At 43.2% G+C, this 22,510-nt stretch carries 13 protein-coding genes; all 13 read right to left on the bottom strand.

All coding sequences use genetic code 11. From position 1 onward, the window contains the following. Positions 1-563: 563 nt before the first annotated feature. Positions 564-2,138, bottom strand: a complete 1,575-nt coding sequence (locus HMPREF9010_RS05110) for a glycoside hydrolase family 28 protein (protein WP_032852883.1) — start codon at positions 2,136-2,138, stop codon at positions 564-566. Between the two features lie 26 nt (positions 2,139-2,164). After that, a complete protein-coding gene (locus tag HMPREF9010_RS05115; RefSeq protein ID WP_008650728.1) occupies positions 2,165-4,576 on the bottom strand; it encodes a pectinesterase family protein in 2,412 nt (803 codons plus the stop codon). A gap of 41 nt (positions 4,577-4,617) precedes the next feature. Continuing rightward, positions 4,618-6,474: a fimbrillin family protein gene (locus HMPREF9010_RS05120; protein ID WP_004320964.1), complete on the bottom strand. Its 1,857-nt coding sequence runs from the start codon at positions 6,472-6,474 to the stop codon at positions 4,618-4,620. 55 nt (positions 6,475-6,529) lie between these two features. Then, positions 6,530-8,182, bottom strand: a complete 1,653-nt coding sequence (locus tag HMPREF9010_RS05125) for a DUF5123 domain-containing protein (protein WP_008650727.1) — start codon at positions 8,180-8,182, stop codon at positions 6,530-6,532. A gap of 20 nt (positions 8,183-8,202) precedes the next feature. After that, complete coding sequence (locus tag HMPREF9010_RS05130; RefSeq protein WP_004301526.1) at positions 8,203-10,104, bottom strand: RagB/SusD family nutrient uptake outer membrane protein; 1,902 nt, start codon at positions 10,102-10,104, stop codon at positions 8,203-8,205. Between the two features lie 25 nt (positions 10,105-10,129). Continuing rightward, positions 10,130-13,342 (bottom strand): SusC/RagA family TonB-linked outer membrane protein, encoded by a 3,213-nt coding sequence (locus HMPREF9010_RS05135; protein WP_032849850.1) that lies wholly within the window; start codon positions 13,340-13,342, stop codon positions 10,130-10,132. Between the two features lie 44 nt (positions 13,343-13,386). Beyond that, the gene (locus HMPREF9010_RS25030; RefSeq protein ID WP_232284370.1) at positions 13,387-15,471 is read right to left on the bottom strand and encodes a BACON domain-containing protein; all 2,085 of its coding nucleotides are present in this window, start codon (positions 15,469-15,471) and stop codon (positions 13,387-13,389) included. An 8-nt stretch (positions 15,472-15,479) separates the two neighbouring features. After that, positions 15,480-15,773 (bottom strand): BACON domain-containing protein, encoded by a 294-nt coding sequence (locus HMPREF9010_RS26615; RefSeq protein ID WP_032852881.1) that lies wholly within the window; start codon positions 15,771-15,773, stop codon positions 15,480-15,482. 34 nt (positions 15,774-15,807) lie between these two features. Then, positions 15,808-17,613: a DUF5123 domain-containing protein gene (locus HMPREF9010_RS05140; RefSeq protein WP_008650719.1), complete on the bottom strand. Its 1,806-nt coding sequence runs from the start codon at positions 17,611-17,613 to the stop codon at positions 15,808-15,810. 12 nt (positions 17,614-17,625) lie between these two features. Next, entirely contained in the window at positions 17,626-18,510 is an 885-nt protein-coding gene (locus HMPREF9010_RS05145) for a hypothetical protein (RefSeq protein ID WP_032849846.1), read from the bottom strand. Between the two features lie 394 nt (positions 18,511-18,904). Continuing rightward, positions 18,905-20,434 carry a pectate lyase gene (locus HMPREF9010_RS05150; RefSeq protein WP_004320967.1) on the bottom strand — a complete coding sequence of 510 codons (1,530 nt, stop codon included), beginning with the start codon at positions 20,432-20,434 and terminating at the stop codon, positions 18,905-18,907. Positions 20,435-20,552: 118 nt separating this feature from the next. Then, on the bottom strand, positions 20,553-21,371 hold the full coding sequence (locus HMPREF9010_RS05155) for a LytTR family DNA-binding domain-containing protein (RefSeq protein ID WP_004309417.1): 819 nt from the start codon (positions 21,369-21,371) through the stop codon (positions 20,553-20,555). A 3-nt stretch (positions 21,372-21,374) separates the two neighbouring features. Then, positions 21,375-22,169 (bottom strand): LiaF transmembrane domain-containing protein, encoded by a 795-nt coding sequence (locus tag HMPREF9010_RS05160; protein ID WP_004301517.1) that lies wholly within the window; start codon positions 22,167-22,169, stop codon positions 21,375-21,377. Between the last annotated feature and the right edge of the window lie 341 nt (positions 22,170-22,510).

The following is a 22,510-nucleotide window of genomic DNA, read 5'->3' as shown; positions in this document are numbered from 1 at the left end:
AAGACACCGTTATCGTTCAACCAGAGTGCCGCTATTATTCCCCTAAAGCACCGATATTGTTAATTCTCCACGGCCGTGACAATATCTCCCCATGGCTGTGGTAGGATCTTCCCACAGCCGTGAGAAGATATTACCACGACCGTGGGAAGGTAAAGATAGCGACACCTTTGTCCAACTATACAGGCACACTAACCAAACGATACAGGCATACTTACTCAACTGTACAGGTATATTAATGCAGCTACATCAAAACCTTGAAACAATAATTCCAAGATGTCCGCATAACTATATCGGTATATTAATAATGATATGAAAGTATCAATGAATGATATAGGCATATTGATATATGCCTCATCAGCCTATCAATACTATAATGTACGAATGGACAGACTTGTATCCTTACTTGCCAAACAATAAAAAACAAGCTGACAATAGAATTCTCAATTCTTATTGTCAGCCTATTGTCAGCTTCTATTGTCAGCATGTATTATACTGTAATTCATACCTTTAACTGCCGTCCTGACAGATTGACAATAAAAACAGTATAAAAACAATTAGTATAGTTAGTTCTTGGTCAGCAACCGCTTCTCCGAAATGTTTCCCAACTCTTTTCCGTTAATAGTAATACCCGTTGTATTTTCTATCTGTATCATAGATTGATCGGGAGTGTCAATTTCTACATTCTCAATGTTGAGCTTTGCCACTTTATTCACAACAATACCCTCTTTCGCACCTGTAACCACCATATTCTTGATGGAAATATTCTCAATCGGCATTTCGGGAAGTCCGTTCAGATAAGCTGCCCGTCCTGCTCCCCTGCAAAACACATCCGAGATATAGATGTTTCTGAAAGCAGGCGTCTCCTCACTCACACTCGGAACCGGTTCACTGGGAGCACTTTTGGCCGCGTAATACAAGTCGGCAATCAAAGCATCATTAGGAATATCAATCATATTTATATTATTGATATAAATATTCTCCACGACACCACCCCGTCCACGGGCACTTTTAAACCGTAAGCCGACATCCGTACCGATAAAAGAACATTCGGACACATATACGTTTTTCACACCACCGGACATCTCACTGCCAATCACAAATCCGCCATGACCATGTAAAACGGTGTTGTTTCTCACGATTATATTCTCACAAGGTTCGCCCCTTCTGCGGCCATCCTCGTCTTTGCCCGACTTCAGACAGATAGCATCATCCCCCGCATCAAAGAAACAGTTGGCAATCAATACATTCTTGCATGATTCCACATCCAACGCGTCACCGTTTTGTGAATACCAGGGATTGAATACCTTTACATCATTCAATGTCAAAGACTCGCACGACAAGGGATGCAGACACCAACTCGGAGAGTTTTTGAAGGTCACACCTTCCAGAAGAATCTTTTTGCTCTTCACGATACTTAGCAATACGGGACGCAACCAACTCTTCATATCTTCCCATTCTTCACTCGTGATTTCAGTCCGTTTATCTCCGCTGCCGGCCATGAGAACAGAGGCTTTCAGCGCTCCTTCATTAGGATACCACACCTTTCCGTTTTCATCCACCTTGCCGCCGGAGTTCACCAGATTCTTCCATTGCCTGTCCGTCATCTTATCCTTCTTCACAGGACGCCATCTATCCCCCGCCCCATCAAAAACTCCATAACCGGTGATGGCTATGTTCTCCGCATTCATTGCCGAGATAGGCGACTGGCAACGTTTGGCATCCAGTCCCTCAAACGAAGTGGTGATGATCGGATATAATGAAGTATCACTACTAAATACAATCAACGCATTCTTTTCCGCATGCAAATTGACGTTACTCTGCAAAACAATAGGTCCTGTCAACCACAAGCCTTCCGGAATGACTACCTTGCCACCTCCCTTATCATGCACCACTTTGATTGCATTATTAATAGCCTCCGTATTCAGCGTCACACCATCACTTTTTGCCCCGAAATCGCAGATGTTCACCTGATAATCGGGGAAGACAGGACGCTCTATCGTGGGCATGGAGAAAGGAAGGTCTGCATACATCGCCTTCAAATCAGTCTCCATATCCACCTGCTTGGCAGTAGTCTGACAAGCACAAAATAGTCCTAAGATGACCGGTGCCAAACCAGCCATTTGATTCAATCTACTCATTGTCTCTTTTTACCTTAAATATTTTATTATTTGAACCAAGCCGCATCGGTGTAGCCATCCCAACTCATGATGATTTCACGCGTACCGAAATATTGGTCATACTGTTCCTTACTAAGTTGCAATACCGTATTGCTCACCGCCATCGGAATGGATTGGTAAATATCGGAACCCGATTCCGTCTTGCAGTTGTATAGTTTACAACCGGTAGCAACAGTAGGTACAGCCGGAGTCAGCGGTTTATTCTCGCCTACAAAGTTGGGCCCATACACATCGGCAAACGTACAATTCAAGAAGGTCAGGTTGTCCGGCTCGAACTGATAAATCAAAGTAGAGTTAGTAACGCCTTCGCCTACCGTGAAACGGCTGTTCAGGAATACATATCCCAAGTAACCCGCCCTGACCCGCGCCTGCATTACAGCACGTGTGCCGGTAGGTGCATGGATCTGACAATCTTCAAACAGTACCACCTTACCCGACCCCCAGATGAAATCGGTAGCTCCGGCTATGAAACAATTTTTGAACCAGTTGTAACCGCCACCCGGAAGCAAAGTATCTTGGAAACTCAAAACACGGCAATTGATGAAAGCTGCCGATTTGTTGTTAATATAGAGCGCCTCGGCCTGGCCATTTTTGCCCAGCGTCCAACCGTAAGCATTCTCTATCGTCACATTTTCAAAGCGGATTTTATCACTGTTGCCATCCAGTATCACCACCGAACGCCCTCCGGAAGAAGGTACAATAGTGCCCGCAGGAGCAAACTGATCGATATTGGTTCCACCACCTATACCACCGTTAATATCATTGCTGTTATCATATTGAATATTGACAGCCGTATTATCACTGGCATTTCCTTTTACGGTGATATTGCTTTGATCGCGCAAGTAGATAATCTCCTGATAGATACCGTCATCCATCCGGAAAGTCTTGGCAGCATTCAAATCGACATGTGCCGCACAGAAATCAATAGCACCTTGCAAAGTATAAAAGTCAGCATTAGGGTCGGTGTGACTAATCTTCACCTCATAGTTCGGTCCGTTCAATGCTGGTGTCGGCTTCGTCTTGAATGTCCATGCACGACCATATACTCCCTTGAAGTCTGTTTGCTTCACAGCTGCCTGTTCGATGGTTACATAATATTCGGTGTCGGGCTGCAAACGCTGTTGATGAGGTTTGATAATGAAACTCTTACCTTCCACCCGTGCCGGATAATAATTGACGATACGACGACTGACGGAAGAACCGGTAGGCGTAACGCCGATAATATCCATCCACGTATTCAGTTGGGTCTGACCGTCTACAATAGACTGTCTGCGCTCTGCCATATTAATTTCGTCTACCTGTTTATGATCGCTCATACGATAGATACGGATGTAGCCACTCGTGCCAAGTTCGGGTGCAGTGCCTTCAAAGGTTATTTTCAGTTCGGTATCTGCTAGTGCTTGCTGCGTGCCGTCGGCAGGTGTGAAGGCATATCCTGATACAGGAGTCTTGTCACCTTCGGCCGTTCCGTCCTCACTGCTTCCGTCTTCCCAGGGAGCTGATGAGTTTCCACCTTCCACATTTTCAAGACGTCCCATCTCTACAAAGCCGCTGTCGTCTATGTAGAGTGCGAATGTGTAGCTATAACCTTTGTGGAATTGCGGCAAAGCAATGTCCAAATTAGTAAATATCCACTCTTTCTCTCTATCGTCCAATACGAAAGACACTTTATAGCTGTCTGTCAATGCCGATGGAAGAATGATAGCTTCGTAGAATCCTGTTGTAGCATTGTGATAAGGGTTGATTGTAGCAACAGAGCTTTCGTCAACCGTCAGTACATCTGTTTGTATATTGAATGAAGCGGCAGTTTGCATCCCCTCAATCCGTACATCACTTACTTCCAACGGTTCTTTTTCCATATTCACAAACTTCAGAATCACTTTTGCCAGACGATGGGTAAAGTTTAATGAGATATGGGGTTCGTTCTCCGGAGAGTAGGTGTATTCTTCTTTCGTGGCAGCATATAGTAAGTCGCACGCCGTACTTCCTCTTTCTTGAGCGGCCAGTTGCACGGGATAATTAAAATTACGTACATCGGCATTATACGGATAGTATGCCACAAACTTCACCGGTGTTCCATCATTTTGCACTTTCAGCGGTGTAGTGGAAGTGAAAGAAACCGACGCACCCTCTTCCGAGCAGACATAAGGTACATTCGCTGCTTCTGTGACAGGTTCAAGAGTCTTCATATCCAATACGTATGTTCCGATCTTATCTCCGTCATTCCATGACGATCCGTCTTGGGTGACACGGGTTGAGAAACCTGTGAGGTCTACACCGAAGGTAACCTCTCCCGCAGTAGTAGGTTGTTTTGTACCTGAATCTTGCTCATCATCCGAACAAGAGAGGCAAAACAAACCACCTAACAAGGGATATAATAATGAATGAAATAATTTCATAACTGTAATGTTTAATCAGTATTACAAGAGTAATTCAATGGTTATTTTACATTCTTATACCAACGCGGGTCACCTACTTGAGCATCAATTCTCAGTTTGAAGTTGCCGTTTCCTGCATCTTCAAACAGTTCGGTAACTGTTTTGGACGTATCTATCCAGGCATTAGGAAAAGTATTGGTATCAATTGCTTTTCCATGTACATTCAATACAGGCATCTGTCCGGCTTCGGTAGCTGCCGCTGCATAGTTACCGGAGAATTCCCGTACATCCATTTTATAGCCTATGTTAGGGTTACTTGTAACGAAGCAGGCCGAAATATTATTCTTATAATAGAGATTACCATTCGCATATCGGCTTTCAAATGGAGTCTTTGCCATATCTGCCAATGTGCAATTTTCGACAGTGATAACTACACTATTGGCATCTTTCACGTAAATGACGCGTTCTGTCATTTTATAAAGTGTAGAGTTAGTGATAGTGATTGCTTTAGAACCATAATAGTTGAAGACATTTTGCATATTGGCAAACAGACAATCATCGATCACTACAGCAGAAAGTAAGTTTTGTGCCCCGTTATCTCCGGTTGACCAGTCACAAACAGTCTTCATGTTACTAAAGTTACACTTCTTGAAATCTACCACAGCATCAGTAGCGAGTTGGGCAGTTTCATTGTTAGTCAGCAGAGCGGTTGAGTTATCACCTGTAATATCTAAGTTATTCAATGCTATCTTTTGAAGACTGGTATATTGTATCTGTTTCAGATTCATCTTCACTTGTTTTTCTGTATCACCAATCAGTAACAACTCTGTTACAGCTTCGGGCACTACCATTGCATCGCTAAAGGTATAACCTTCTGCATTGGCAGCAAATACTAACGCAACTTTACCGGAAGCACCGGACAATATTGTCGACAGGTTTGTTTCTGCATTAATCGCTTTTTGAGCATAATCAGCAGGAATTGCTTCATTCTCTGAAACTTTATCACCGTCGCCATCCTCGCTGCCACCATCACCCCAAGGTGTGTTGCTGCCGGAACCACCGCCTATTTCTCCGCTAGTCTCTTTTCCTACATTGATATTGAAGGTATACTCATAGCCTGCAACAAACTTATCTATCTTGCTGCCTTCAGGCACTGTGTACTGATACTTACCACCGTCTGCCATGATAGTGAGCGACATTTTATTTATCAACTCTTCAGCAGGCAACATGATACCAATAAAAGATTTATCTCCTGTTTTCTGCAGGGAAATAGACTTCTGCGTATCCATGTTAGTCAATTTCCCGTCTATCAGGCTGAAAGTAGCTGTGGTATTCATCCCCCCTACCGTTATACTTGTCACATTCGACACGTTTTCATTCGTAATCTTAACACGTAGAAGCACTAACTTATGATGGAAAGTGAATGCCAATCCACCTGCCAACAATGATTCCGTTGACTGGTTGGCAGCCTTTGCCCACATTAAATCGTGGGCAGAGATACCGTCAGACTGATCGCTTACATCTACTTTATAAAGTGCTGCTGTGGCATCAATAACATCTGCAGATGTAGTATGCGGATAATAGGCTACGAAATTCGTAGGCATATCATAGATTGCTATTCCGGGATCGGACGAGAAGTTCGCCGTAAGCCCCTCGCCAATCGTCGTATATTTCACGTTAAGGGCATCGTTCAACACATTCTTATCTTCCGTATCGAACATATATATACCAATAGCATCACCGTTCTCCCATTCACTGGTTTCGCTATTCAATCGTGTAGTGAAACGGTCGTTGCCCGAACTGATAGTGCGAAGCATTCTTTGACCATCGCCATCAGTAAGAGAATTTTCATTAACTTCACTACAAGCTACTGCCAACGTTCCGGCAACCGCTAAGAAAAATAAATGTTTCAGATTCATAATATTATATTTTAATTTATTCTTAATCATGTAAGTTCATATTCTCAATTTAAATTTAAGGCAACCAACGAGTATCACCGGCACGGTTGCTTACAATCGGAGAAGAGGTATCCTTAATCGTCAAGTCTCCATTAGCCGGATCGGCAAACAGTTCGACTGCCGTAATTTTCAAATCGGTCGCATTCATATTCTTACCTCCCAATGTATAGTCTGCGGTGGTATAGTTATTAGAGAATGTAGTAGTAGTGTTAGCACCGATAGCAAACAAGTCACCGCAAGGGGATGCCAACAAGATACCTTCCATTACCAATTTAGAACCTACGGCAGATTCAATGTTAATCAGACGTTGATTACGGCTGTAGTTGTAAATAGTTACATTCTTATATTCCAGGTCGATAGGTTTATCCATATAAGGAGCATAGAAAAGGTTACCCCAGCCATAACCATTGGTTCCATCATTGTCGTTGCTAAATGTACAGTTGCGGAAGATTGCACGGTCTACCTGGTCATAAGAAACTCCGTTATCTTTGTCGAAAGACTGAAGATTAAATGCACCATAAGCACTTGTTTGCCATCCACAACCTTCGAAACGGCATCCTTCCATTTCCAGATTCATAATGTACTTGGCATTAGCGGACTGATGGCGCCAGAAACCTCGGCGAAGACTTATGAAATCGCAATTTACAAAGCTGACATTCTCTATTGTGTATGCCTTGCTGGTATTCATAAAGTAGTTATTGTTTGCTTCATGACGGAATTCAATATTATCAAACTCCAGACTGGAGAGGTAAGAACCCTCTGCAATACTCCAACTACCTTCCAAAACAACAATAGGTTTAACTCCATCACGACTACCGACCAAACGGAAGCCTTTCATCAAAGCGAACGGAGTGACGCGGTAAGAAGAACCTGCAGGCAAATAGTATTCTGTACCTTCGGGCACTTCAGGATCGACATCGTTGTTCAGCAACATCGCAGATAAATCGTCATCCAAGCCTACCGGTATGGACATAGCCGACGGGCCTGCCGTACGGAACGTTACCTGATTATAAGGTTTGTCATATTTACGCGGTTTACTGGTATCATACAGGTTGACAGCATACAGTGTATTCTTCGTTAAACCATCCACCTCGGCAAATCCCTGCATCATTTCTTCAATGGTCAGATAGCGGCTAATACCAGGCAGTGTCGTATTCATCATAGGGATAATGCTTATACTATCCACCGGATTCTGTTTATTGTCTTTCTTCCAGCGAATGATAGCCGATGATTCCGTAATTTCGGTTTTGGAAACATCTTCCACCAGTTGGGCATATTCCGGACGAGCTTCAGTAGAGGCACTGGTGTATTTCCATTGCGAGTTGTTGGTAGCGTTGGCAGCATTACTGCGTACACGAATATAGAAAGTAGTTCCGTAAGGAATATCATCGATAAACACATAAGGATCAGTGGTTTCTATCTCCATAAACAAGCTGGTATAATATTGATCCTGATGTAGTTGTACCGTATAAGAGATAGCATCGTTCACTTTATACCATACCAATGTCACAGAGTTTGCTTTCACCTCCGGTTTCTCCAATACAAACCGGGGCTGGAACAGGTCGTCCACTTTCGTATATTTATCATCTGCCTCGCAGCCTATGAACAGGGTGCCGCAAAGGAGTGCGGGCAGCATAGCCGTTGCAAGTTTTCGTAATAACTTTATCATAACGTTTGTCTTTTTACTGATTAGTATCCATAATAGTTCCGAATCAATCCGCGATGGTCTGTTATAACCTTTGCAGGATAAGGACACAGGTATCTCACAGGATCGGTAGGTTTCACTAATTGATCGTTGTTCTTGTTGATAAATCCACGGAAACTCCATGAAATAGCATCCAACGTTTCATAAAGCTGTGTTTCTTTGTTCAACACTCTCCATCCCAACGCATACTCCAATACTGTGTAACCGGCAGGGCGACCTACACCGGGACCATATTCGTCAATACCTACAATGTCTAATACCTTTCTATCAGAATGTTCAGGGTCCGTCACTTGCTTGTAATAGATATTAGACGGTACTTTCTCAATGCCTGGTACGTAAGCTCCGTTAGCTACCAATCCCCAATTAGTCATCTCGTTATAAAGATTGTAGATAACTTCACCATATTTATTCCAACGCGCAAGATCGTATTTACGAATACCTTCACCACCAAACTCCCATTTACGCTCATCCATGACTGCTTGGAAGAAATCTGCTTCATTAGTCAGGCTCTCTACATAACTTTCTACTTTATCCGTCCATTGAGCCGCATCGAAAGCACGGCGGCGAACACGCTTCAGTGCTTCTTTGGCATCGTCACGCGGTCCGTAAAGTTCATTGACTGCTTCAGCATACATCAGCAAAACATCTGCAAAACGCATACGTACACTGTTGATACCTGTATTAGAACCACTGGAAGCACCCAGCGGAGACTGCATATAGAGTTTGGACCATTTACCAACACCCATACCAGTCACTCCCATATCAATCTCCTGATTCAGGTCTTTATCATATTTATAAGGTACACAAGTCATATCACGACGCAAATCATCCTTATCAAACGAATAAACATACGTACCGCAGAAAGTTACATAGTTGCGGGCGCTGCCATAAGAGTGCTTACCTTCTGCAATAGTAACACCGATATTATAGCCATAACGACTGGTGACACTTTTCAGCATCGGAACAGCGAACATGACATCATCGTTGTTGGCAGTCTTCCAGTTACATTCATTTACCCACAAGTTTTCAAAACTTTGAGTCAAGTCGTGTTTGCTTTCTTTGATTACCTTCCCCAGATAAGTGATGGCAATCTCATAATAATGTTCAAAGTTATCACCTCGTTCCATGTAACCTACGTGAGTCACATCTTCTTTGTCGGCACGAAGAGTCCAACCACCCCGATAGAGAGCCAACTGTCCGATAAGCGACTGGCAATATTCGCGTGAAGCACGTTCTACGCCATAATCCAAATCGACTGCATATTTCATCATCGGTTCTACAGCTATCAAGTCATCAATCAGATATTCCAGAATGACATTGCGGTCGGTAGTACCCAGACTGAAGAAGTCATCGGTCGCTTCCGTTGGTTTGATAATAAACACTACATCTCCCCATGTACGGATCAAGTCCAGATAGAGCATGGCACGAAGAGTTTTCACTTCTCCATACATCTGTTGTGTTTCGGAAGGAGTATCACCTGTTACTTTATCGGAAAACAATGGTGACTCCTGCACAGCCTGCAAAAAGTCGTTGGCATAATTGATAGCATAATAGATATTGTTCCAAGTAGCGTTCAATACCGACCAGGTGGGACGGGAATCAAAGCAGCCTATATCCGAGCCATTGGTACTGACAGTGTTGTTCTTGAACGAACTCATTTCCACATCGGTATTCGTATTCAAACCGCTGGCAAGGTTACTTCCGTACAATCCGTCTTCCGTCATGGAAGAGTAGATACGGGTCATCAACGCTTTCATCTCCGATTCGCTGGAAAATATGTACTCGGGAGTAAAGCCGGAGGCGGGCTGCACATCAAGAAAATCATCGCAAGACGTCAAAGTGAACATAGTTCCGGCAATGAGTGAGTATATTAGTTTCTTATTCATTGTTCTTTCATTTTATAGATTTCAATTAAAAAGTCAACTGTGCACCAAATGTATAGGTACGGCTACGCGGATAACGGTTATAATCAATGTTCGGTGTCAAACCGGTAGCGATGTTCACCTCCGGATCATAACCACTATATCCGGTAAGGGTAAACAGATTATTGCCCGATACATAGAAACGCACTTTACTCAAACCGACTTTCTTCGTCCACACACTTGGTAAGGTGTAACCGAGGGTAGCTGAATTAAGACGCAGGAATGAACCGTCTTCCACGGCATACGACATACAGATGGGGCGTCCGATGGAAGTGGGATTCCACATGGTAGCATTCTTATTGAATTCTGCCAGTACTTCCGGACTGTAACGGATCTCATTACCCATGTCGTCGAAGTTACGCCAGCGTTTATCTGAAGCGATGTCCATCAGGAAGTTGTTCTCTTTATTGTCCGCCCAAGTGGTCAGCATAATTTTGTTGGCATTCAGTACATCAAAATCATACATAAAGTTGAAGAACATACTCATATCAAATCCTTTATAAGTAGCATTCAGACCAAAACCTCCCGAGAATTTCGGAGTAGTGTTGCCAATAACAGTACGGTCGGCTTCTGTCAGCTGATAAGGATTGGTGCTGTTGGGATCTACCGGAGTGAGTTTCTTGAACTTGGCATTACCGGGACGCGGAGTGTCGGACAATGGGCTTGAATCTACCACTCCTTCTTTCAGTTTCCATGTTCTGGATTTGGAGTCGAAAGATTCAAAATCGGCTACGGTATAGAATCCATCATTGACATAACCGTAAATCAAACCACTGGTACCACCCACATAGGCACGATAATCATCAGAGTTCACGACGTCATTTCTCCAGGCCGAAGTGAGAATCCATTCTTTTTCACCACTTGCCAGTTTATCAATCTTGTTTTTATTATGACCGATATTGAATGTGGCGTTCAGTGAGAAGTCTTTCGTTTCTATCAGCCAGGCATTCAGTTGAAGTTCTATACCCCGATTGGATGTCTGTCCCACATTGGTCATCAGTTTAGTGTAGCCTGTGTAACCTGGAATATCCGAAGGCACCAGCAAATCTTTGACTGTATTCCAGTACACATCAATCGTACCGCTAAGGCGTTCTTTAAAGAAACCGAAGTCAATACCAATGTTACGTGTGATGGTGGTTTCCCATTTCACATCAGGATTGTACACATATTTAGAGTTATAGAAGTTATAGTAATAGTGGCTGACTTCTCCCCATCCGGCAGGACGGGAACTGCTTACCCCATACAATTTCTGATAAAGGTCGGCATCGATACGGTCGTTACCGGAAGAACCGTAGCTTAATCTCAACTTTAAGTTGGATACGACCTGATTATCTTTCAAAAAGTCTTCGTTAGAGATACGCCATGCCAACGCTCCTGCCGGGAAGAATCCCCAACGGTTACCTTTGGCAAACTTGGAAGAACCATCGGCACGCAGCGTTACCGTAGCGAGGTATTTATCATTATAGCCATAGTTGATACGGCCAAAGAATGAAGAAATACGAGAGGGAGAGGCCGCTGACGAGGAGTTCTCGTAAGGAGTACCCAGCGACAAATTATCAAAGACCTTTTCTGCCGTGATATTTTCCGGAAAAAAACGAGTAGAGTAAGTTTTGGTAGTAGTCTGGTTATGCTTGATTTCCTGTCCCAACATCAGACGGATATCATGTGCTTCTTTTAGCATAAAGTTGTAGTTCCACACGTTGGTAAGCTGCCACTTGGTACCTTGTTTCATGCTCCATTCCGCCACCGGCTGGTTATTGTTGCTACGAGCTTTACTGGTCTCCATACCCCAGAAACGGCGTTGTTCTTCAGAGTTATTCTCGAAACCAAATTCACTACGGAAAGTCATACCCTTCATAATATCCCAGGTCACGGCTCCCATCGTATTGAGCGACTTGTTGATTCTCTTTTTATAATTTCTTTTCGATTCTTCTTTGGGATCAAAAAGAGTTTCCTCTTCCAGTTGATCGGGATCGAAATACGTATCGTCTTCGGGAAGTTTCATATATTCATCCAGACCCTTAGTCGGTTTTTCACGCAAAGCAGTCAACAAACTAACGCCTTCCGTACCGGATCCATCTACTTCCTTATGCAACAAACGCGTGCGGTATTCCAACGTCAGGAATTTAAAAGGTTTGAAGTTGAAAGAAGCGTTCATATTGTTTTGTTTCAGTCCGTTGCCTACCATCACACTCGGTTGGTCCTGATGGATAAAGGATAGTTTATATTTGGCTTTCTCCGTACCGCCATTCACACTAAGGTCTACATATTTGGCCACCGGATTGGAACCGAACACCTCGTCCTGCCAGTCAGTTCCGGCATTTCCCTGATAGATGTAGTGTTCGTAAGCATGTCCATACTTATTATTAAAAGCTGTAGGATTAGAGCTTTTCTGACGCGCATTTTCATATTGCATCAATACAAATTCGTAAGGGTCCATCACATCCAGTTTGTTGGAAAGTTCTTTGGTCTGCACATAAGTGTTCAGGCTAATGACAACCCGTCCTTCAACAGGACGTTTGGTTGTCACCAAGATTACACCGTTGGCACCACGCGCACCATAGATAGCTGTGGAAGCCGCATCTTTCAAGACCTCGATAGATTCAATATCGGTAGGTGGAACATCGTTCAGACTGCTTACTTCAAATCCGTCCAATATGATAAGCGGACTGTTATCTTGTGTAATAGAACCGCCACCACGTACCAAAATCTTAATTTCAGCATCCGGCGAACCGTCTACAGCTGTCACCTGCACACCCGGCAGTTTACCGACGATGGCTTCAGCAGCAGAAGTGGTCTGTACTTTCTCCAATATCTTGCCGGATACGCTGGCGATAGAACCGGTCAGGTTACCTCTTTTCTGCGTACCATAGCCGATTACGACTACGTCGTCCAACATTCCGACAGCTTCTTTCATGTGGATATTAATGTTCGAGGTACGTCCTTTCAACGGTTCTTTTGCTTCTTCCATACCTACATAGCGAACTATCAACACGGCCTTGGCTACATTGGGCACACTGGTCAATGTAAATTTACCATCCAAATCGGTCGTTGCACCTATTGAAGTGCCTTGCACCGTTACTGTGGCACCAATTACCGGCCCCATATCGTCGGTCACCGTACCGGTCACGGTAGCAGTCTGTGCCATAGCACCCACTGCTACCCACAGCAGGATAAATATGCTTATGATTATTTTATTCATCATTCTATGCTTTTATTGTAAATAGATTTATTTGCTCCACACCTTTATTTCTTTTCCATTACTATTCCGCCTTGGTTCTGATAATAGATAATGTGCTGAACCAGGTTGTGGAAATAAACTTCGATGTTCGGATAGCGTCCGTTAGGATCAACCGACGAACTGATTTTTTGTGCATCACTCGGATCGTTAGGATTCAACCCGTAAGCTTCTTCCCAAATATCAGGAATTCCATCACCATCCGTATCAGGCCAAGGATTCAACGACTTCACCTTAATGTAACCTTCAGTATCTGATACTGTATCAATGATACCGGGTTGCTTGGCTTTGCCGTCTTCTTCGGGTTTGGAACCGATATAGGTGTAAGTACCATTCTTTACTTCGCGAACGATACGCTGATCTATCACATCTCTACGCAAAGAAGCTCCGGCATATTCCAATACTTTATCGTAAGCTTGTTCAGCCGTGTGACTGGTCAGTTTGCTGAAAGGTTGGTAATCTGCCATCTTCATAGCTTGCTTTTCTGCTTCAGGAACCGTACCCAGTGAAGAATCGAATTGTCCCCAAACACCCTCTGTCCAGTTATCAGCCGTGACACCTGTGTTACCTAACACATAATTGCCATTGATATAAGCTCTGGCAGTAGGATCACTTGACAGGATACGGTAAGAACGGTTGTTTGTTCCGGTAGCTGGCCCCGGTTTATAATAGCAGTTGGTCAGGTTGAAAGCAGCATACTTTCCGCCATAACTGCCTTGTCCTCTTCCACTCCAGTTGTAGTAGACATTATTCCTCACATCGAAATATCCGGTAAAGTCATAAGATTCTTGTGTACCGGGAGCAGACAAATCGGAGATACGCGGGCAGCGGCTACCGTGGTGTGCTAACAGTATGTGGTGGAAAGAAGCATTATCTCCACTAAACATAGCACCATAACCATGAGCACCCTTGGCATGGTTAGACAGGTTCATACTTTCAGAAGCGATACACCATTGTGCCGTGAAGTTCTGTACGCCATAGAAAGTCAGTGTTTCATCCACACTCCATCCGGCTGTAATATGGTCGATAATGGCATCTTTGAAATAGCGTCCGCCAATCGCATCTTCTCCATAATCGGCAAACTGATCGCCCGGACGGCAACGCAAGAAACGAACAATAGCATTCAGACTGCCACCTGCACCAATAGCCGGATCTTTCGACAGGTTAAAGGTGAAGTTGTAATTCTTCAATGTGATACCGTCGCCCGGTGCGGTCTGACCAATGATACTCAAATTAGGATATTCATTCAGATACAGCCCTCTTTTCAGTTCGATGATACCGGATACATCAAAAATGATGGTGCGTGGTTGGTTGGATTTCTCAATTCCGTAGCGTAAACTGCCCTCAATAGGGGTTTCGTTTTTGTTATAATCTGCCAGCGTGGTCACACGATAGATTTCGCCGCCACGACCACCGGTAGTAAAACGACCGCCACCTTCGGCACCCGGGAAAGCGAGTATAGAAGTAGAATGATCGTCACCGATGCTTGTATCGGGTTTACCATATTGGAAGATGGTAATTACTTTATCCAACATCTCTACCGTTGCTGTACGTGGAAAGACTGTTTCATTATTTTCGATATTCAATACGACTTCATTGGCAGTAGAGTTTTTCTTATCCTGCGTAATCCAACTCTCGGATATTACAGCATCGTAATCTACCGGGTTTTCTCCTTGCGGAGCCGAGATAACCAGTTTAGGACATTTATAAGGAATGATATACTCATCCTGTTCTATCGTCACCTCACCGCTTACACCGTCTTGTGTCACTTTCAGGACACGCTGCAATGTATAATCTCCTACGGATTTGAATATCAGGACGGCTGTTCTGGTTTTGTTTGCATTTGCATCTACGGCAAATGTTACTTCATCCGTCACAAAACTGCGGGTTCTGGGAGTTGCTTCCTTCAACTTGATCCAGTCGTACTCTGCTGCTATCTCCAGTTCCCATTCCACATTTGCCACTACTTTGCAGGTGAATGTACCTCCCCGGAATGACAAAGGGGCTGATGAATAATCAAACAAAATATCGGGATCGGCCCCCAGTTGCTCTACGCTAATCTCTTGTTCCAATGTCGAGCCTGCACCCGACATTGATACTTTTACTGTTCCGGTGCGCTTGGGGCCGTCTGTATTCTCGGTAAAAACAAACGGAGATCACCATTCCCCTCTCCGGAGCTTTTTGATATAGTCAACCAGTCGCCTGTCGAGGTCACTTCGGCAGTCCATGTAGAGGTAGCCGTTACGTTGATTGTAAACGAACCGTCTACGTTACTCAACTTCACCTCATTCTTCGACACTTCCAGTTTGGCAGCTGTTGCACCCGCATTAGATTCGTCGTCCGAACTACATGCGCTCAACAATCCTACCAATAATATGAATAGAAAATATCTCATGTTTTATATCTTTATATTGTTAATACTCTATTGATTATTTAATCCAATGCGGATCACCAATTCCATTTGTATATACTTCGGAGTTTTTATCGGTAATAGTGAAATCTCTACCAGCCACATCTTTGAAGAGTGTTTCCATAGGGAGAGCTGTTTCTACCGGTATTTCAGCAGTATCAACTCCCCAGTTAGCCACTACAAAGCCATTGGTGCGATAGTTATTCTCGAAAGTCTTGCTTGTGACGTTTCTTGTAGTGAACCAAGTTCCCTGTCCGACTTCACAAACACCACTAAAGAGATTATTACGGACAACTAAGTGGAATGAAGAGGTATTCTTCGGGTTTAAGTCGAAGAAGGTCATTGCAGCAGGAGCCATACTCACAAATGTACAATTCTCTATTGTCACATTCAATTCGCCTGTCATACTACCCAAACCGGTTATCAAAGCTCTTGTCAGATTGTTGGCATGGAACGTAGAGTTCTTGAACACAAAGTTGTGTACCGGCGCGTCCTGCTTGGTAGAAAGACCGAACAGGCCACTTCCACCGGAATTCAAACCTAAGAAACGACAATTCTCAATCACAATATGATCGGCAATCTGTTTCTGTGCAGCATCTACTTCCTGATACCACATTGTACGTACCAAATCGCTGATTTCACAGTTCTTCCAAGAGATAGTAGATACATGGAAAGCTTGGTTTTTAAACTTAAAGAAATCGGAAGTTGTCACCTTTATTTTCAGATTCTCGAAGTGGAAGGCTTCAATAATGGCATCAGGACAGTTGATACTCATGTTGCCCATTTCCATAAATGCCAATTCTTCACCATCACCCGGTGCCTGTCCCATGATGTAGAGAGCTTTCGGTATTTCGGTCTGTGTACCTAATTTATAGGTAGCACCCGCTTTCAGGAAAAGTTTCACCTCATTTACAGAAGCATCCGCCAGCATTGATTTACAGATTGATTCAAGGTTCTCTTCCGGACTTACATATCTGTATCCGTCAGGAATTCTCATCGGAGCTTCCGGATTGATATCTTCTTCGTTCCATCCTTCCGAAGCAATTGTTACAGTGTAATCTTGTATGATCGGTTCATCTACGTTGTTCAGTGCAAACGCCACTTGTACCGTATCATCAGGCAAGATGGGGAATGTGCCATCGATAGCTTTAGATTGGACTACCGTATTATTCTTATCCAGATAGTCGATACGCACAGATACTGTTCCGCCTTCGCTTTGCGTTTGAAACAATACAAAGTCATCGGTGTAGTTCACTCCACCGGTTGTTGTCTCTTTCTCGCGTTGCACATCTGTCGGAGCTTTTACAAAAGTAGCATCCGATAGTTTATATCCTGATATTGGTGAAGAAACGACTGCGCGTAATTTCGAGTAGCTTTTATCCGATTTACGATCGGTAGACTTCAGACGAAGCACACCTGTACGATTGTACATACGCACACTAAGCGGTTCGTCGAACGGGGATTTATACGTCACCGGTGCCGAAATGGCATATTTTGTTTTAGCCGTCGGATCCTGATGTATCACAATATCATTCAGATTCTTCGGACTGGGAATAGAATCGGATTGTGTGGTAGAAATAATGTTATAACTCCCATTGGGCAACTGAAAGCGATAAAGCGACGAATAGTTGGCTACATACTCACCATCGGCTGTATAGATAAACAGGGGTTTGTTAGAGGCACCTGTGTTCACCGCCCACGGTTCGTCATCCAGAAACAGTTGTATCTCTTTTACTACCGAAGTGGCATATCGTTCTTCTTCCGAACAAGCTGTTATTCCCAACAGGAGCATTATTCCCGTCAGTGAATAGAATATATTTCTCATATAACTCCTGTTTTAAAATTCTGAAACTTCTATTGTAAACGGTTGAGTGGATGTACTCTTATACATGACTGTGCGTACCGAAGGCCACGGCTCGTCCAAGTAATTCTCATCCGTAATTTTCATATGTACGGTAGAACGCTTGGAAGACTCAAAGCCTATACCGGTATCAAGAGGGCTGATGATGCGATTCACCTCCTCGCCTCCTTTCAGATATACCACATCTATAGATGTTCTGGAATCTCCATTCACTGTGGGAAATGAATAAACGGAAGCTCCAAAGCCGGTAGAAAGATTAGTGGAGATAGTCACATTTTCTGTAATACATTCTTTACTCTTTACTTTATAGCCTATTGCCACATTTGTAAAAGTGACATTCAACTGGTCAAAACGAGTGATAGCACTCAATTCCTCCTCCGTCTCTTTCGGCTGGAACACTGCTTGCCCGACTAAACGTTTCAATTCTACGTTGAGCGAACTGACCGAGTTATCTGAAGTAAAGCCTACGACATCCGAAATATAAACCGGCTTTTGAATATGAGCATCCTGATAAACTACCACTTTGGAAAGACTATCTGTATCCACCAGATGATCGGCATTTGCCACGATGAAGGTTTGCAGATTTTCTCCTAAAGGAAGGTCGACTTTTAAATCTCCATTATTTAAAGGGAGATTTTTTCCATATACCATGGAATCTTGCAGGTAGACATAAACACCGACCTCTGTAATTCCATGTTCAGCAAAAGTTTCAAGACTAGCCCTACTGAAAGAAACGCCAACCGGGTGGGTTTCGGGCACATTGGGAAGTTGTTCATTCGGTTTCCATTCATCATCCATTTGCTGTGAACAAGAAGAGCAAAGCAGAAATGACAGAAGAAATAAACTTGCTAGATGTTTCATAAATATTAGTTTATATATAATTTAAAGATATACAATTATTAAAAGAATAAAAATTCTATGCCCTTTTCTTTAAAAGGCGGATTCAAGCCTAAGGAGGATTGGCTATTATAAGTGCTGGCTTCATGTTTCTCATTTGTTTAGATTTTCATTGTACATTAATGATGTTTTTCGCTAGAGTGATTTTTTTGTTCTTTCACCAGTGCAAAATTGAGGATTAAGCAAGAGAAGATAGAGTAAGATTTAGTAGAAAAGGAGTAAAAAACGGACTGGGGTAAAAAAGTGCCCCTCTGGTATAGCCATGCACAAAAAAGATATGCCCTTCAAATGTTATCATAAAACACCTGAAGGGCATATCATCTAAATTCTCCGCATTGAACGGGGAATTGCTGATTACCTATTTGTTCTGTGCATCGACTATATGTTGCACCAAACTATTCAAATATACCTCAAGATTCGTATATTGTCCATTCGGATCTTTCGTTTTTGTATTTCCATCTACGGGATTATTCGGATCAAGTCCGTTTTTTATTTCCCACTCATCAGGTATGCCATCACCGTCCGAATCTACCGGTGCCGAAAGACCTGCTATTGATAATTCCGGCCAGGGAGAATCGCCTGTGTCTTTGGGGCTATTGATAAATCCGGGTTTATTTCCTTCTCCGGTGAAAGTTGCCGTTCCTTTCCGGGTGTCGGAAATGATACGTTTGTCTACTTCATCACGATAATTACAGCAACCTGCATAATTCATCACCTGTTCATAAGCCTTGTCAGCCGAATAAGTAGTGATTACTCCAAAATCAAGAGGTTCTTTCAGACGGATAGATTCTTTGGCATCTTCTGTCCAGAGGAAATCTACTTTTTCATCATTCTTCAACTGGGCATAGACTCCGTCCGTCCAGTTATCGGCAGTAACTTTGTTGTTACCTTCTATCTTATTTCCATCAATATAGAAAGTTCCCCATTTCTGCAGGTAAGGTTGAAAAGCCAAGTTCTTTTTGGGTTCTCCATCAACGTAAACATAAGCTTGCGGATAAACTCCGACTTTGGCAATACGATATTGCACCTGTTTGGAAGCCTGTTTTGTTGCCGGTCCCGGTTTATAATAGTTATTGACGATATTGACATGCTGATCTTCCCCGCCATAGCAGCCGTTTCCAGCCCAGTTGTAGAAAACATTATTCCGGATATCAACACATTCGCCAAGAGCTAATGTAGAAGGACGAGGGCCCAGACGAGGCACGCGACTCTCACAGTGAGCGATCAGGTTATGGTGATAAGAAGCTTTATGTCCTCCCCAATTGCCTCCATATCCATGTGCCCCTTTTACATGAGTCGCTTTTCTTAATGCTTCAGAGCCAATACACCATTGTACCGTAGAGTTTTCCATACCATAAACGGAAAGACATTCATCTACACTCCAACTGACAGAGCAATGGTCTACCATAATATCTTTCTTATCACAGCCGCCCAACCCATCGGGTTCTTTCCCACTGGCTTCTCCGGGGCGGAAACGAAGAAAACGGATAATTACATTATTAGAATTAATAGAAAAGCCATAATCAGCCAGACAGATTCCTCCGGGAGAAGTCTGTCCTGCAATGGTGAGATGATCTTTCCCTGTTCGTAATTCCGATTTCAGATGAATCGTACCTGCCACATCAAAGACAATCGTTTTAGGTCCATTTTGTTTCAAAGCCCAACGTAAAGTCCCCTGCGAACCATCGTCTTCCAAAGAAGTCACATGATACACTTTACCACCACGGCCGCCTGTCGTGTATCTACCGTGTCCTTCAGCTCCGGGAAAAGAGATCACTCGATCTTCCCGGCCGCCTGTCTCCTGTTTTTCGGGTATGTCATAGGAAAAGGACATCATTCCTCCCGCAACCATTGCCAGCAGACAAACATAAACTAATTTTCTTTTCATTTCCTTATTCACATTATTAGATGATGGAAACAAAAGTAGTGGAAGCTTTTCATTCTGACATTCATTTTTTGACCGATATGGGGGAAAAATCAGTTTTTATGATAAGATTGAACAAATTTTAGATCCCCAGCCGCTCTTTTAATAACCGGTAACCGGAAAGACTTACTTTAAGTTTCACGCCAGTCTTCAATAACAACTGATAAGTTTCTTTTCCAAAAAGCTCGACCCGCGAAATTTGTGTTACGTTGACAATCGTAGAACGATGCACACGCACAAAAGTATCAGGAGACAGATGGGTCTCAAAATATTTCATAGTTTGTTCTTTCAGATATTCTCCGGTAGGGGTTATCAACATTACATAATCTCCACAGGCTTGTATGTAGATCAGTTCGTCTGTCTTTACCAGATGAATGCGGGAACCGTCTTTCACCGTAATGCGATCTATTAATTCTGTCTGTGGTTCTCCTTGTTGTTCGGTCACAGTTAGCTGATGTGCAGCCAATTCTTTATCCAGTTCCTGATTCTGTACTTCTTCTTTAGTTACAATCAGGCGATACCATAAAGTAATGGCAATCAAGGTTGGCAGTCCGAACAATAACCGGAAAGGTATGGTCTGCGCAAAAGGAATATAGGATATGCCTACAATCCTCACCATGATATCACAGATCATAAAACTACCCGCCAGCCATAACAGGCTTCCAACGATTATCATGATTATATCCGTCTGGAACAACGAAACAAGACCGACCACAAACCAGGCCAAATAGGCTATGGCTGCCAGCCAACCAATTGTTGCCACTCCATCTACCAGAGCAGGAAGATAGTCGTTTCCGGTATATCCACAGACTAAAACCACCTGTGTCGCAACCAGAATCAACGCCAGCACCAGCATCGGAATCCAGCGGAATGGATAATCTATTATCGGATGTGGTTTCATACGCTAGTCTTTAACTTCCAAGCCTCCGAAAGAAAGCGTTCCACGAATGACCAATATATTCTCCTTGTTTACATTCCCATTTTGCCAGCGTTTGTCATCACATCCTCCAAAGAAAGCATTGCATTTGAAGACGACTGTCCAATCCGACGGGACATAAATCTCGACTCCTCCCCAACTGCAATCCAAATCAATATAGGTTTCTCCCGGTGCAATATGGGTATGGCGAAGATCAATAGTCGTCCCCCCGAAAGAGGTACGAATCATAGCTCCTTTAAACAACTCATCAAGTACTACGTGACGTGCAGCTCCCCAGACATTCTCCGAACGCAAAAAGCCATCTACTGATTCCGATTGTTGTTGCTCACTCTCAAAGTTCATGCCGGGTCTACCCTGATGCATCTTCATCCATTGCCGACGATGTTCCATTGTATGCTGACGAGCCCATTGCGCCCTCTTATTTCTGCCGGGTTTGAAGATAAATAAAACACCTGCTATTATCAGAGCGAGGGGCCACACCATTGCCTGTGAATTTTCCGGTAACCAGGAAAGTCCTCCTATCAGAAAATAGACACCCGCCAGAAAAAGGATGATTCCACCGATGAAATGGCGGCGAATCATTGCATATATACCTAATAATATAAGGAGTGAATGCCAGGATACGATCAAATCAAATACTTCTGAAGTTATCCATCCCATATTACGGGCAAACAGTAGAATCCCGGAAAGGATAAAAAGCAAAGCTATCAGTATTTTACCGGAAAAGCCTGTAGCACGGGGAAAATTTTGTTTCTCTTCCATTGTTTCTATTATTAATTGATTAATGGTTCAAAGATACATCATTTCCCTATGCTTCCACAGGCTTTTCAGTTGATTTACGGTATAAATTCCGATGAATGCCGGATAAAAACCGGTGAAAAAATCAATTTATAAATCTCTGATTCGTATATTTGCCGGCCTTTAGAACACAAATAACACCCTTCAAAGCTAATAACTACACCTCGCAACAAACTAAAAAACAAAAAATACGAGGTGAAAAACAAATATTGCACATCACTATATCTTCATTCTCATACTTTTGTAGCGATGAATGAACTCTCATCGGGATTTTTTATGAAATATCAAACAACAACCATTAATTA

The sequence above is a fragment of the Bacteroides sp. 3_1_23 genome (genome assembly GCF_000162555.1).
Classification (GTDB): domain Bacteria; phylum Bacteroidota; class Bacteroidia; order Bacteroidales; family Bacteroidaceae; genus Bacteroides; species Bacteroides ovatus.
This window is presented reverse-complemented; position numbering and strand designations above follow the sequence as displayed.

What these genes read in the sequence shown, in the direction of transcription:
- HMPREF9010_RS05160 (WP_004301517.1), bottom strand. Translation starts at nt 22,169, where the DNA reads ATGGAAGAGAAACAAAATTTTCCCCGTGCTACAGGCTTTTCCGGTAAA.
- HMPREF9010_RS05130 (WP_004301526.1), bottom strand. Translation starts at nt 10,104, where the DNA reads ATGAATAAGAAACTAATATACTCACTCATTGCCGGAACTATGTTCACT.
- HMPREF9010_RS05140 (WP_008650719.1), bottom strand. Translation starts at nt 17,613, where the DNA reads ATGAGAAATATATTCTATTCACTGACGGGAATAATGCTCCTGTTGGGA.
- HMPREF9010_RS05125 (WP_008650727.1), bottom strand. Translation starts at nt 8,182, where the DNA reads ATGATAAAGTTATTACGAAAACTTGCAACGGCTATGCTGCCCGCACTC.
- HMPREF9010_RS25030 (WP_232284370.1), bottom strand. Translation starts at nt 15,471, where the DNA reads ATGTCGGGTGCAGGCTCGACATTGGAACAAGAGATTAGCGTAGAGCAA.
- HMPREF9010_RS05135 (WP_032849850.1), bottom strand. Translation starts at nt 13,342, where the DNA reads ATGAATAAAATAATCATAAGCATATTTATCCTGCTGTGGGTAGCAGTG.
- HMPREF9010_RS05120 (WP_004320964.1), bottom strand. Translation starts at nt 6,474, where the DNA reads ATGAATCTGAAACATTTATTTTTCTTAGCGGTTGCCGGAACGTTGGCA.
- HMPREF9010_RS05155 (WP_004309417.1), bottom strand. Translation starts at nt 21,371, where the DNA reads ATGAAACCACATCCGATAATAGATTATCCATTCCGCTGGATTCCGATG.
- HMPREF9010_RS05115 (WP_008650728.1), bottom strand. Translation starts at nt 4,576, where the DNA reads ATGAAATTATTTCATTCATTATTATATCCCTTGTTAGGTGGTTTGTTT.
- HMPREF9010_RS05150 (WP_004320967.1), bottom strand. Translation starts at nt 20,434, where the DNA reads ATGAAAAGAAAATTAGTTTATGTTTGTCTGCTGGCAATGGTTGCGGGA.
- HMPREF9010_RS26615 (WP_032852881.1), bottom strand. Translation starts at nt 15,773, where the DNA reads ATGAGATATTTTCTATTCATATTATTGGTAGGATTGTTGAGCGCATGT.
- HMPREF9010_RS05145 (WP_032849846.1), bottom strand. Translation starts at nt 18,510, where the DNA reads ATGAAACATCTAGCAAGTTTATTTCTTCTGTCATTTCTGCTTTGCTCT.
- HMPREF9010_RS05110 (WP_032852883.1), bottom strand. Translation starts at nt 2,138, where the DNA reads ATGAGTAGATTGAATCAAATGGCTGGTTTGGCACCGGTCATCTTAGGA.